12 protein-coding genes are annotated in these 12,834 nt (G+C 67.4%); 7 read left to right on the top strand and 5 right to left on the bottom strand.

Features of this window, described 5'->3' with window-relative positions; genetic code table 11:
* Positions 1-225: 225 nt before the first annotated feature.
* Both AC1DES_RS14075 and purB read right to left on the bottom strand, forming a co-directional pair.
* A complete protein-coding gene (locus AC1DES_RS14075; RefSeq protein ID WP_476896329.1) occupies positions 226-897 on the bottom strand; it encodes a histidine phosphatase family protein in 672 nt (223 codons plus the stop codon).
* Positions 894-2,336, bottom strand: a complete 1,443-nt coding sequence (purB, locus tag AC1DES_RS14080; RefSeq protein WP_476896330.1) for an adenylosuccinate lyase — start codon at positions 2,334-2,336, stop codon at positions 894-896. The genes AC1DES_RS14075 and purB overlap by 4 nt, the downstream gene beginning before the upstream one ends.
* Positions 2,337-2,493: 157 nt before the next feature.
* Here purB and AC1DES_RS14085 point away from each other — a divergent pair, with 157 nt between their 5' ends.
* Complete coding sequence (locus AC1DES_RS14085) at positions 2,494-2,877, top strand: hypothetical protein (RefSeq protein WP_476896331.1); 384 nt, start codon at positions 2,494-2,496, stop codon at positions 2,875-2,877.
* Entirely contained in the window at positions 2,877-4,331 is a 1,455-nt protein-coding gene (locus AC1DES_RS14090; protein WP_476896332.1) for a hypothetical protein, read from the top strand. Before AC1DES_RS14085 ends, AC1DES_RS14090 begins: the two co-directional genes overlap by 1 nt.
* A 10-nt stretch (positions 4,332-4,341) precedes the next feature.
* On the opposite strand, the gene AC1DES_RS14095 is transcribed toward AC1DES_RS14090, so the two are convergent.
* Positions 4,342-4,770: a phage holin family protein gene (locus AC1DES_RS14095; RefSeq protein WP_476896333.1), complete on the bottom strand. Its 429-nt coding sequence runs from the start codon at positions 4,768-4,770 to the stop codon at positions 4,342-4,344.
* 59 nt (positions 4,771-4,829) lie between these two features.
* Here AC1DES_RS14095 and AC1DES_RS14100 point away from each other — a divergent pair, with 59 nt between their 5' ends.
* The 4 genes from AC1DES_RS14100 (at position 4,830) to AC1DES_RS14115 (ending at position 9,914) form a co-directional block, all read left to right on the top strand.
* The gene (locus tag AC1DES_RS14100) at positions 4,830-5,948 is read left to right on the top strand and encodes a histidinol-phosphate transaminase (protein ID WP_476896334.1); all 1,119 of its coding nucleotides are present in this window, start codon (positions 4,830-4,832) and stop codon (positions 5,946-5,948) included.
* Between the two features lie 147 nt (positions 5,949-6,095).
* Positions 6,096-7,364, top strand: a complete 1,269-nt coding sequence (pdhA, locus tag AC1DES_RS14105; RefSeq protein ID WP_476896335.1) for a pyruvate dehydrogenase (acetyl-transferring) E1 component subunit alpha — start codon at positions 6,096-6,098, stop codon at positions 7,362-7,364.
* Positions 7,364-8,344, top strand: coding sequence for an alpha-ketoacid dehydrogenase subunit beta (locus AC1DES_RS14110; protein WP_476896336.1), 981 nt, complete (start codon positions 7,364-7,366; stop codon positions 8,342-8,344). Before pdhA ends, AC1DES_RS14110 begins: the two co-directional genes overlap by 1 nt.
* Positions 8,345-8,387: 43 nt before the next feature.
* Complete coding sequence (locus AC1DES_RS14115; protein ID WP_476896337.1) at positions 8,388-9,914, top strand: dihydrolipoamide acetyltransferase family protein; 1,527 nt, start codon at positions 8,388-8,390, stop codon at positions 9,912-9,914.
* A gap of 255 nt (positions 9,915-10,169) precedes the next feature.
* Here the strand turns inward: AC1DES_RS14115 and AC1DES_RS14120 are convergent, their stop codons facing one another.
* Positions 10,170-10,508, bottom strand: a complete 339-nt coding sequence (locus AC1DES_RS14120) for a hypothetical protein (RefSeq protein WP_476896338.1) — start codon at positions 10,506-10,508, stop codon at positions 10,170-10,172.
* A gap of 220 nt (positions 10,509-10,728) precedes the next feature.
* Here AC1DES_RS14120 and AC1DES_RS14125 point away from each other — a divergent pair, with 220 nt between their 5' ends.
* Complete coding sequence (locus AC1DES_RS14125; protein WP_476896339.1) at positions 10,729-12,345, top strand: AMP-binding protein; 1,617 nt, start codon at positions 10,729-10,731, stop codon at positions 12,343-12,345.
* Here the strand turns inward: AC1DES_RS14125 and AC1DES_RS14130 are convergent.
* On the bottom strand, positions 12,342-12,773 hold the full coding sequence (locus tag AC1DES_RS14130; RefSeq protein ID WP_476896340.1) for a universal stress protein: 432 nt from the start codon (positions 12,771-12,773) through the stop codon (positions 12,342-12,344). The two genes, AC1DES_RS14125 and AC1DES_RS14130, sit on opposite strands and share 4 nt — an antisense overlap.
* Between the last annotated feature and the right edge of the window lie 61 nt (positions 12,774-12,834).

The raw sequence follows: 12,834 nt of genomic DNA on the forward strand, positions 1-12,834 counted from the left end.
AAAAACACGGGTAGACTTCTGCATCGAAAGGGTGCTCCTTCGCAAGGCAAATAACGGTCTCGACAACCACTATTTTCCCAGCTCAGAGCACCCTTTCCCTGCTTAAACACGCACGCCAAACGCTGCGCCATGAAAACCCCGGGCTAGGCAGCGCCGGTTTCCGCTATGTTTCCTGCTCGTAAGGATTCGGAGAACTGCTGCTGGCGTGGGAACGGGCCTGCGGTCCTACACCGGGCGGCCGGTGGGGTCCTCCGCCGTCGGATCCGCCCGAACCAGGCCATCCACCGGGCTGTCGTCCCAGTGGATCAGCCGCCACCCGGCGTCGGGATCGCCGTCCAGGGCAACGATGCCGGTGTTGGCGAGCACATGCCGTGCGGCAAAACCGGGTTCGACGTTGGCGGCCCGCAGACCCGCCCAGACCCTGATCGCCGCGCCATGGCTGACCACGGCCACCGCGCCCGCGTCTGCGGATCCTGCGGCGGCCGCGGCAATTTTGGCGATCGAGGCGTCGAAGCGTTCGAAGAAATCGTGGCCGCTGGGCCCGGCAGGGATCCTCCGGTCCAGTTCCCCCGCCGACCAGGCAAACACCGTGCCCAGATACCGCATGTGGGATTCCCGGTCGGTGAGTTTCTCCAGCGACCCCGCCTCGATCTCCCGCAGCCCTTCCAGCACCTCGATGCCCAGGCCCCGCACGGTCGCCAGCGGCCTGGCCGTGATCTGTGTACGCACCAGCGTGGAGGCGTAGAGCAGGCCTATCTGCTCATTCGCCAGGGTCCGCGCCAGGGCGGCGGCCTGCCGCTCGCCGAGCTCGGTCAGCCCGGGTCCGGGATGGGCCGTGTCCAGCTGCCCGAGGACATTTCCGGGCGTCTGGCCGTGGCGGATGAGCAGGAGCCTCATTTGAGGTGGTCCACCAGCTCGTCTGCGATGCCGGTGTACTTGCCGGGGGTGAGGGCCAGCAGCCGGGCCTCGGCGTCGGCGGACAGGCCCAGGCTCTGGACAAACTCCTGCATCCGGGCGGCGTCGACGCGCTGGCCGCGGGTCAGGTCCTTGAGCCGCTCGTACGGGTTTTCCATGCCTTCGACGCCGGCGATGGCCTCGGCACGCATGACCATCTGGATGGCCTCGCCGAGGACTTCCCAGTTGGTGTCCAGGTCCGCGGCCAGGACGTCCTGCGCGACGTTGAGGCGCTCGAGGCCCTTGGCCACATTGGAGATTGCCAGCAGCGAGTGGCCGAAGGCGACGCCGATGTTCCGCTGGGAGGAGGAATCGGTGAGGTCCCGCTGCCAGCGGGACGTGACGAGGGTGGAGCCCAGCACGTCCAGCAGGCCGGAGGAGATTTCGAGGTTCGCCTCGGCGTTTTCGAAGCGGATCGGGTTGACCTTGTGCGGCATCGTCGAGGAGCCGGTGGCGCCTGCGACAGGGATCTGCACGAAGTAGCCGATGGAGATGTAGCTCCAGATGTCGGTGCAGACGTTGTGCAGGATGCGGTTGAAACGCGCGACGTCGGCGTAAAGCTCTGCCTGCCAGTCGTGGCTTTCGATCTGCGTGGTCAGCGGGTTCCACGTCAGGCCGAGGCCTTCAACGAACGTCTTTGAGACATGCTGCCAGTCGGCACCTGGCACGGAGGCGACGTGCGCGGCATAGGTGCCGGTGGCGCCGTTGATCTTGCCGAGGTATTCGGTCCGGGCGATCCGGTCCAGCTGGCGGGTGAGCCGGTGGGCGATGACGGCCAGTTCCTTGCCCAGCGTCGTGGGGGTGGCAGGCTGCCCGTGCGTGCGCGAGAGCATCGGCACGGCGCGGTTATCCTCGGCCATCCCGCTGATCTGCGCCACGAGGTTGCGCGCGGCCGGCAGCCATACGTCCTCCACCGCGCCCTTGACGCCGAGGGCGTACGAGAGATTGTTGATGTCTTCCGAGGTGCAGCCGAAGTGCACCATGGCCGTGAGGTGTTCGATCCCGATGCCCGGGAGCCGGCGGCCGATGTAGTACTCCACGGCCTTGACATCGTGCACCGTGACGGCCTCGATGTCGGCCAGTTCGGCGACGGAATCGGCGTCGAATCCGGTGACGATGGCGCGCAGTTCCTCCTGCTGGTCTGCGGTCAGCGGTCCTGCCCCCGGAAGGACTTCATTGCCCGTCAGGTAGATCAGCCATTCAACTTCCACTGCCACGCGGTCGCGGTTCAGGGCCGCCTCGGACAGGTAGTCAACCAGCGGCGCGACGGCGGACTGGTAGCGGCCGTCCAGCGGGCCGAGCGCGATCTGGTGCGGTGACGCGGCGAGGGCCAGGCGTCCGGAAGGCGTGCGGGTGGCGGCTGTGGCGGCAGTTTCAGGCATGCTCCGATTCTTCCACGAAGTCCTGCCGGGCCCTAAGCCCGCCCGTCCTCATGACTTTCGACAGCGGTCCACGCCGCCGGGCGTCCACGGTGCAGGGTTTCCACATAGCCGGGCGGGGTGCTTCAGCACGGTTTGCGGAGTCCCTAGCGTGGGTGTCATGACCACCGGGATGACCAGCACTTCATACACCAGCACTCGGTTTGCCGGCACGGCCTTTACCGGCACCGCTTTTACTAGCGTTGCGTCCCCCGGCACGGTGTTACCGGCAGACGCCGCGGCCTGCGCCTCGCGGAGCTACGAGGTCCAGCAGCTGGCTGGGCGGGTCGCGTCGTGCGCCGAACAGGCGGACGCTGCGCTCGGCCGACTGGCCCGGCTGGAGCTGCAGGCCTGGCAGTCGCCGGCCGGGCGCGCCTACCGCACCGCGCTGTCCCTGCAGGCCGCTTCGCTGCGCAGGAGCCGGGACGCGCTGCAGGACGCCGTCGCCGCGGTGCGGCGGCACGCCCAGAACGTGGCGCTGGCCCCCGGCCGTCCGGGCTACTGATGTCGAAGGCAACCCCTGCGGGCTCAGGCGGGGCGCCCCGCCCCTCCGAGCCTCCTGCCGACGGCACGCTCCGGATCCGAGGCGGTGTGGGCGGCCTGACCTTCCAGTTTGAGGAGCTGCTGGCCGGCGCCGCGGCCCTCGACGAGGTCGTGAGGCAGTTGGGGTCCGTCGAAGCGGAAGCAGACGCGGTACGGCATGCACTCTTCCCCTTCCAGCCAGACGCCTACGCGAGCGGCAGCAGCGCGATCATCGCCGTGGGGGAGGGCGGCCAGTCGATCGGCCGTGTTCGGGCAGACCTGGAGCGCCTCACCAGGGAGGTCAGGGCGAGCCACCGGGAATACGAGTTCACGGAAGCCCGGAACGCCCTGCTCTTGCGGATGGGAATCGGCGGTGCCGGACCCTGGCTCGGGGCGGGGGTGCTGGGCCTTTCGCCGCTGTTCGGGTTGCCCCCGGCCAACGTGCGCGACTCTGTGGAGGACGGGATCGCCACGGTGCCCGCGCGGCTGGCCATGCTCCTGGGCCTGCCGGCGCCGCTGGCCGGGACAATCGGAGCACTCCGCGGACCCGCGGACGTCCGCCGCATGGTCCGGGATTTGTCCGCCGCTCCGGGTCTGGAGTTCCTCAAACCCCGCCCGGTCCGGATCGCCGGCAGCGAAACCCGCGTTGAGGACGTCGACCTCTCTCCGGCCGGACTCCTGCTGCGGGCGCAGGAGGTGGACCGTACCAGCGGAGACATCGAGGTCCTCCGGATCGGCGAGGGTGCGGACCGGGCGTGGGTCGTGATCATCCCCGGAACGCAGCTGGACGGACCGCCCGCAGGCACAAACCCCTTTGATGTCGCGGGCATCGCGGAGGGCCTGGGCTATGGCTCGCGGGAGACGGACGCGGCCATCCGGGAGGCGCTGCGCGAGGCGGGGGCGCGGGCGGGCGGGCAGATCGCCGCCGTGGGTTACAGCCAAGGCGGCATCCACGCCATGAACCTCAGCCAGGACCGGGCGTTCCTCGCTGAATACGATCTCAAGTTCGTGCTGACCGCGGGTTCTCCGGTGGGCGGCATCGCACCTGCCCCGGGGATCAGCAGCCTGCATCTCGAGCACCAGCAGGACTGGGTGCCAGGTGCGGACGGGCTGCCCAACCCGGACACCAAGGACCGGGTGACCGTGACGCTCACCAACCAGCTGGAGATGCCCGAATGGAAGGATTTTGGCCTCGGCCCGGGACACCGCCTGGAAAACTACGCCGACGGGGCCGTAGCCGTTGTCGCAAGCAAGGATCCGTCACTGCAGGCGTCCACAGCGGCCCTGGCAGCAGTCGTCGGCGCGGGAGGAGCAGCAACCGTCACCCGGTTCTCCCTGCGGCGCGACGCGATGCCGGCACAGCGGGGCGTGGTCATGGCGCCGGGACCGCGCCGCGACCAGGCCGGAACCCAACGGCCGCAGGGCCCGGCGGGCTAGCGCTGACGGCCTAGCGCCTCCGCGCGCCCGGCAGCCAGCTGGCCACGAGGGAAATCACGGAGATGATGATGGCCGCGAAGACCGCGGTCCAGAAGAAAGAGTCGATGGTGAAGTGGACGGGCGTGTAGCTGCTGAGCCACGACGTCAGGTAAAGCATCGCCGCATTGATGACGATCGTGAACAACCCCAGGGTGAGGATGGTGATCGGCAGTGACAGCAAGCTGACCAGAGGGCGCACGAAGGCGTTGACGACGCCGAAGATCAGCCCGATGAAGAGATACGCCAGGACGAGCCCGATGGCGTCGGTGCCCTGCGTGACTCCGCTGTTAGCCACGGCATTGGTCGTGGCACCCGTGGAGATGTCAAGCCCGGGAAGGATCCAGCTCGCGACCCAGAGAGCCAGCCCATTGATGATTACCCGCACGATGAAAGAGCGCATGGCCTCATGCTGTCATATCGTCACGCATGCCGCAGGAAGGGCGAAGTAGGCTAGTTCGCATGACTTCATCAGAGAACACGGCCGGAGGAATCAGGCCGCGCCCGGTGGTAGACCTCCTTCCCCGCTACGCAGCCGGCAAGCCGCCAGTGCCCGTCGAGGGGCTTGCGAGCTACAAGCTTTCTTCCAACGAGAACCCCTTGCCGCCGATCCCTGCAGTGCAGCAGGCGATCGCGGCCCAGACCGACTTCAACCGTTACCCGGACCCCCTGAGCAGCAAGCTGCGCGCCGCGCTCGCCGAATTCCTTGGCGTTCCCGCCGAGGACATCGTCACAGGGGCCGGAAGTCTCGGAGCCTTGAACCAGCTGCTGGCCACCTTCACCGGCCAGAACGATGACGGCAAGGCCGACGAAGTCATCTACGCCTGGCGCTCGTTCGAGGCCTATCCCATCTCCGTCGGCCTCGCCGGAGCGGAGAGCGTCCGGATCCCGCTGACCGGCGACGGCCGCCACGATCTCGAGGCCATGGCGGCTGCCGTGTCGGCGCGCACCAAGATGATCCTGCTGTGCACCCCCAACAACCCCACCGGACCCATCCTGACGACGGAGGAAACGGAGCGCTTCATCAAGGCCGTGCCCTCCGGCGTCGTGGTGGTCATCGATGAGGCATACCAGGAATTTGTACGTGCCGAAAACGCCGTCGACGGCATCGAAATGTACCGGAAATACCCGAACGTCGTCGTGTTGCGGACGTTCTCGAAGGCGCACGGCCTGGCCGGGCTGCGGGTGGGCTACAGCGTCTCCCGCCCGGAACTCACCCAGCACCTGCGCGTCGCCGCCACGCCGTTCTCAGTGTCCCAAATCGCCGAGAGCGCGGCCGTCACTTCGTTGGACCACATCGGCGAGGTTGTAGAAAGGGTACAAAGCCTGGTGGACGAACGCGACCGGGTCACGCACGGACTTCGGGAGCTCGGCTGGTTCATCCCGGAAGCGCAGGGGAACTTCGTCTGGTTGAATCTGGGAGCCAACAGTGCTGAATTTGCCGCCCTGGCGGGCGAACGGGCGCTGTCCGTCCGGGCCTTCGGCACGGAGGGGGTGCGGGTCAGCATCGGCGAGTCCGAGGCCAACACCCGCTTCCTGGAACTCTGTGCGATCTATACAAAACCGCCACAGCGTTCCTAGCGCTTAACATGACGGCCCCGAAGCCGGGGCTGCGGATAAAGTAGGGACGAGTAAAGCCAAAATATATGCCGGATCAGGAATACATTCCGGTCTGGCATGTATCCCAGCGATTGCAGCGCATTCGGATGCGGCAAGCAAGGAGACGGTATGGGCGACACACATCTGCCCTCTACCGAGTTCGACGGAACCGATATGGATGACCAGCTCGAGGCGGCAGCCGAGGCGCAGCTGGGCGACCCGGCCGAGCCAATGGTGCAGCTGCTGGCACCCGACGGGGCTCTCGGCACCGACCCGGTGTTCTCCGAATACGCGGAGCGGCTTGATCCGGAGAAACTGCGCGGCTTCTATGCCGACATGGCCAAGGTCCGCCGGTTCGACGTCGAGGCCACGGCGCTCCAGCGCCAGGGGCAGCTTGCACTATGGGTCCCGCTCACCGGACAGGAAGCCGCCCAGATCGGCTCCGGCCGGGCCTCCCAGCCGCAGGACTATATCTTCCCCACCTACCGGGAGCACGGTGTTGCGCTGACCCGCAACGTCGACCTGGCCGAGCTCCTCCGCCAGTTCCGCGGCGTGTCCAACGGCGGCTGGAACCCCAAGGACACCAACTTCCACCTCTACACCCTGGTCCTCGCAGCGCAGACTCCGCACGCCGTCGGCTACGCGATGGGGATCCAGCGGGACCAGAAGCTCGCGGCTGCGAACGCTGCCGCAGCCGGAGATGGAACTGCCGGGCAGGCCGCGGAGCCGAAGGCCGCCGTCGTGGTCTATTTCGGTGACGGGGCCAGTTCCGAAGGCGACGTCCACGAATCCATGGTGTTCGCATCCTCCTACAAGGCCCCGGTGGTGTTCTTCTGCCAGAACAACCACTGGGCCATCTCCGTGCCGAGTTCCGTGCAGACGCGCATCCCGCTGGCCAACCGCGCCAAGGGCTACGGCTTCCCCGGCATCCGGGTGGACGGCAACGACGTGATCGCCGTCCACGCAGTTACCGAGTGGGCCCTCGAGCAGGCCAGGGAGGGCAACGGTCCGGTGCTGATCGAGGCGTTCACCTACCGTGTCGGCGCGCACACCACGGCAGACGATCCCACGAAATACCGCGAATCCGCCGAGGAAGGCCGGTGGCGGGCGAAGGATCCGCTCGAACGCCTGGAAAAGTATCTCCGCGCCCAGGGCCTGGCCGACGACGCCTTCTTCGAGCAGATCAGGGCCGACGGCGACGAACTCGCCGCCTACGTCCGCAAGACGACCCACGACCTTGAAACCCCGGACATCCGGACCGCCTTCGCCAACACCTATGTGGAGGCCCACCCGCTGGTGGCCGAAGAGCTGGCCTGGTTTGAGGAGTACAGCGCCGGCTTCGCTGGAGACGCGACCGACGACGAGGCCACAGCAGCAGAGACAGGGGCGGCCAACTGATGACCACCATGACCATTGCCAAGGCCATCAACGAGGGCCTGCGGGCAACGCTGAACGACAACCCGCGTTCCCTGCTCATGGGCGAAGATATTGGCCCGCTCGGCGGTGTTTACCGCGTCACGGACGGCCTCATCGCCGAGTTTGGCGCGGACCGTGTGGTCGACACCCCGCTGGCGGAGTCCGGCATCATCGGCACCGCGATCGGGCTTTCCCTGCGCGGTTACCTGCCCATCTGCGAGATCCAGTTCGACGGCTTCGTGTTCCCGGGGTTCAACCAGATCACAACGCAACTGGCCAAAATGCACTCGCGCAGCAACGGCAACCTCACCGTGCCCGTCGTCATCAGGATCCCATACGGCGGCGGCATCGGCTCGATCGAACACCACTCGGAGTCGCCGGAGGCGCTGTTCGCCCACACGGCCGGCCTGCGCATTATCACCCCGTCCAACCCGCACGATGCCTACTGGATGATCCAGCAGGCCGTCGATTGCCAGGACCCCGTGATCGTCTTCGAGCCCAAGCGCCGCTACTGGCTCAAGGGGGAGGTGGACACGGACTCCCCCGGAGCGTCCGCGGACCCTTTCAAGGCGCACGTGCTGCGCGAGGGAACGGACGCCACCGTGGTGGTTTACGGGCCGTTGGTCCCGGTGGCCCTCGCCGCAGCCAACGCTGCCGCCGAGGACGGCCACAGCGTCGAAGTGATCGACCTGCGCTCCATCTCGCCGATCGACTTCGATACCGTCACGGCCTCCGTCATGAAGACCGGCCGCCTGATCGTGGCCCACGAGGCCCCCACTTTCGGCGGGATCGGCGGCGAAATTGCGGCCCGGATCAGCGAACGGGCCTTCCACTCGCTCGAGGCGCCGGTCATCCGGGTGGGCGGTTTCCACATGCCCTACCCCGTGGCCAAGGTCGAAGAGGACTACCTGCCGGACATTGACCGCATCCTTGAGGCGCTTGACCGTGCCCTCGCCTACTGATGACCCAGGGCACTGACGACGATTTCCGAAAACCGAGGACCCCATGACGCTTAACAAGTTCAACCTCCCTGACGTCGGCGAAGGGCTGACCGAGGCGGAGATCGTCGCGTGGAAGGTCAAAGCCGGAGACACGGTGGCCATCAACGACGTCCTGTGCGAGATCGAGACCGCCAAATCATTGGTGGAACTGCCCTCGCCGTTCGCCGGCACCGTCACCGAGCTGCTCGTTGCAGAGGGTGTGACGATCGACGTCGGGACCCCCATCATCAGCGTGAGCGACGCCGTGGTGGCCGAAGCACCCGCCCCGGCCGAAGCCCCCGCCCCGGCGGCCCCTGCCGGATCCGCGCCGGCGGCGCCCATGTACGGGACGCTGACAGTGGATGACTCCGACTCCGACTCCGACGCCGGCTCCGACGCCGGCGAATCGGCCGGTCGCCCGGCCGGCGGCCCGCTCGTGGGGTCCGGCCCCAAGGCCGACGCCGTCAAGCGCCGCCGGCGGGTCTCCGCGGCCATCAAGCCGGCCGTTGCGTCGGGCCCAGCCACCGCAGAACCGGTGGAGAGCCACGACATCTGGATCAGTCCGCAGGCTGTCGCCCAGGCGGGGCATCCCCTCCCGGCCGAAGGCGTCGACTCGCGCCCCACCCTGGGCGGTGCCATCACCGGACTGGTCAACAAGGTGCTTGCCAAGCCGCCGGTGCGCAAGATTGCCAGGGACCTCGGCATCGACCTCGCCGACGTCGTCCCGACCGGGGCCCGCGGCGAGGTGACCCGCGAGGACTTGGTCAGTTACCAGGCGCAGCGGGACGCCGAGGTGGACAAGGCGGACACGTTCTGGGGGAAATCCGGCCGGCCGCAGGATCAGCGGATCGAGCGGATCCCGGTCAAGGGGGTCCGCAAGGCCACGGCCAAGGCCATGGTGGAGTCAGCTTTCGCGGCTCCGCACGTGAGCATCTTCGTGGACGTCGACGCCAGCCGGACCATGGAGTTCGTCAAGCGGCTCAAGGCCTCCCGCGACTTCGAGGGCATCAGGATCTCCCCGCTGCTGATACTCGCCAAGGCCGTCATCTGGGCCGCGGCGCGCAACCCCAGCGTCAATGCCACCTGGGTGGACAACCCGGACGGCAGCGACTCCGCCGAAATCCACGTCAAGCACTTCATGAACCTGGGCATCGCGGCCGCCACCCCGCGGGGCCTGATGGTGCCCAATATCAAGAACGCTCAGGACCTCTCACTCAAGGAACTGGCCCTGGCACTGAACGAGCTGGCGTCCACGGCACGGGCGGGCAAGACCCAACCGGCCCAGATGCAGGGCGGAACCCTGACCGTCACCAACATCGGGGCCCTCGGGATCGACACCGGCACGCCCATCATCAACCCGGGCGAGGTTGCAATCGTGGCGTTCGGCACGATCAAGCAGAAGCCCTGGGTCCTCGACGGCGAAGTCATCCCGCGCTGGATCACCACGCTGGGTGGTTCGTTCGACCACCGCGTTGTGGACGGGGACCTCTCCGCCCGCTTCATGGCCGACGTCGCCGCCATCCTCGAGGAACCGGCCCTCCTGCTCGACTGACACGGCCCGCGGGACGCCGCCGCCAGCGTTCCTTCCCGGTTGCTTCCGTTGCCGCCGCCCCGCGCCCGCGGGATTCCGCGGAATTCCGCGGCCGCCGCGTCGTCCCGCGGCGGGCAACCGGGAGGGAGCGTAGGACGGCGGCCCGGTAGAAGGCTCTGCAACCGCGATAGAACGTCGGACCCGGCCGCAAGGCAAAAAAAGACCCCGCCACTGAGAATCTCAAGGGCGGGGTCTCGTCAGGTTGCGGGAATGGGCTCAGTTCGCCGTATAGATGGAGAGCATGTCGGCCAGCCCTGCATTCCCGCTGAGGCCCGCGAGGGCGGCCGCGGCGGCAAACATCACGCCGGCGAGTCCCATGCTGCCTGCCGTCAAAGCGGTGAGGAACTTCCAGTCCTCACGCAGAACGCTCCGAACGGTCTCGGGCATGCGCAGGCCGGGCGCGATCATGTTGGGGGCGCTGTCAATGGAGCCGTCGTCCAGGAGCGCGACCACCCGGCCCGCGCTTCGATCCACGCGCATAGTGCTGATGTGGTTGCCGTGACGGGCCAACAGGATGTCATGGCCAACGAGCTGGCGGCGCTGAAGAGTGGGCACAGTATCCGATCGGTAGATTTTCGAATGTCCGCTCCATCGCAGGCAACTCCAATTTTACCGTTGGGCGGACCTCCTGCACGGCGAAATCGCAGGTGAGGCTGCGCACCAGGGGTGGTGACGCGCGTCAAATCCGCGCCTTCCGGGCTTCCGCGCTCCGGACGGGATTAGAGTGGCACCAGCCGCCGCCAGTCCGGCGGACGCGGATCAAAGGAGATGTTGCGTGTTCTCGAGCCCCTTCCCCGACGTCGATGTTCCCGATCTCAGCATTTACGACTACCTGTTCGGTGACTTGCGGGAGGAGGACTTGGACCGTATCGCCGTCGTCGACGGCACAAGCGGTGCGGAGATGAGCTACCGGGAACTGCTCCAACAGATCAATGCCTTTGCCGGCGCCGTGGCGGCCCGGGGGCTGGGGGTCCGCGGCGTTGCGGCGATCCTGTGCCCGAACATCCCCGCCTTCGCGGTGGTCTTCCACGGCCTGCTGCGGGCCGGTGCCACCGTGACCACGGTCAACTCGCTGTACACGGCGGATGAAATCGCGCACCAGCTCGACGATGCCGGAGCGGACTGGCTCTTCACCATCTCCGCGCTCCTTCCTGCCGCCCGCGAAGCCGCCGCCCGGAACGGCATCTCTTCCGAGCGGCTGGTGGTGCTCGACGGCGCCGACGGCCACCCTTCGCTGCGGGAGTTGCTGGGCGCTGGCGTGCCGGCCCCGCAGGTCAGATTCGATCCGGCCACGCATGTGGCCGTGCTGCCGTACTCCTCGGGAACGACGGGCCGGCCCAAAGGCGTCATGCTCAGCCACCGGAACCTCGTGGCGAACACCGAGCAGTCCCGCGGCCTGCTCGGTGTGGGCCCCGAGGACCGGCTCCTGGCCCTCCTGCCGTTCTTTCACATCTACGGCCTGACCGTCCTGCTGAACCTGGCCCTCCGCCAGCGGGCGCGGCTGGTCACGATGCCCAGGTTCGATCTTGCCGAGTTCCTGCGGATCATCCAGGACCACAAATGCAGTTATCTGTTCATCGCTCCGCCCGTGGCCGTGGCCTTGTCCAAGCACCCTATGGTCGCCGACTACGACCTCAGCTCGGTCCACACGACGCTGTCCGGCGCGGCTCCCCTCGACGGGGAACTCGGGGCCAGGCTCGCCGAGCGCCTCGGCTGCCGGGTGCTGCAGGGCTACGGCATGACGGAGATGAGCCCGGTATCGCACTTGATACCGCGGGATGCCACCGACGTGCCCGTCAGTTCGGTCGGCTACACCGTGCCGAACATGGAGTGCCGGCTGGTGGATCCGGCCACGGGGGAAGACATCGACGTTCCCGCCGAAGGGACCAGCGCGCCGGGCCACTTACTGTGCCGCGGTCCCAACGTGATGCTCGCCTACCTCAACCGGCCCGAGGAAACCGCGGACACGCTGGATGCTGACGGCTTCCTGCACACCGGGGACATTGCGACGGTGCGGGCGGACGGTGTCGTAACGATCGTGGACCGGCTCAAGGAACTGATCAAGTACAAGGGCTACCAGATCGCCCCGGCAGAGCTCGAGGCGCTGCTCCTCACCCATTCCGGTATCGCCGATGCCGCGGTGATCGGCACGCTCGACGCCGACGGCCAGGAAGTGCCGATGGCGTTCGTGGTACGCCAGGCCGGCCCCGACGGGGACGCGCTGGATGAAACCGCGGTGATGGACTTCGTGGCCTCCAAGGTGGCGCCGTTCAAGAAGATCCGGCGCGTGGAGTTCATCGACGCCGTGCCCAAATCCTCCTCCGGCAAGATCCTGCGCCGGATGCTGAAGACGGCGGTGCCGGCCGTTCAGCCCGAGGGCTTCCCCGCCTAGTCGGCGATGTCGGTCTTGGCGATGTAGACGTCGCAGGGAGCGTTGTGGGCGACGCTGTTCGCAACGCTCCCGAGGACCCGGCCGATTCCGCTCATGCGCCGGTTGCCGACCACGATCATCTGCGCGCCCGTGCGCTCGGCTTCCTTGATGAGGGCCTCGGCGGGCTTCCCGCGCGCGGCCGCATAGGTGACGTCGATGTCGGCCGAGCGCAGGGCGTCCGCGACGGACTTCGCGACCGTTTCCGCGTTGCTGGCGTCCGACAGGATCCACTTGTCCCCGCCGCTGCTGAAGACTTCGGTCCTATCGCTGTCGAAGGCGCTGACGACATGAAGGGTGGCGCCAAGAGAGACTGCGAGGTCCCGCGCGGTGTGGGCTGCCTTCAGGGCAGTCCCACTGCCGTCGACACCTACAACGATAATTCCGGTCATATGAAACTGCTCCTCTGGGTCAACGAACGTCTTTGGCCTTGCTCCAGCCATCATTCAGGCT

The organism is Arthrobacter sp. 05T442 (assembly GCF_056395945.1).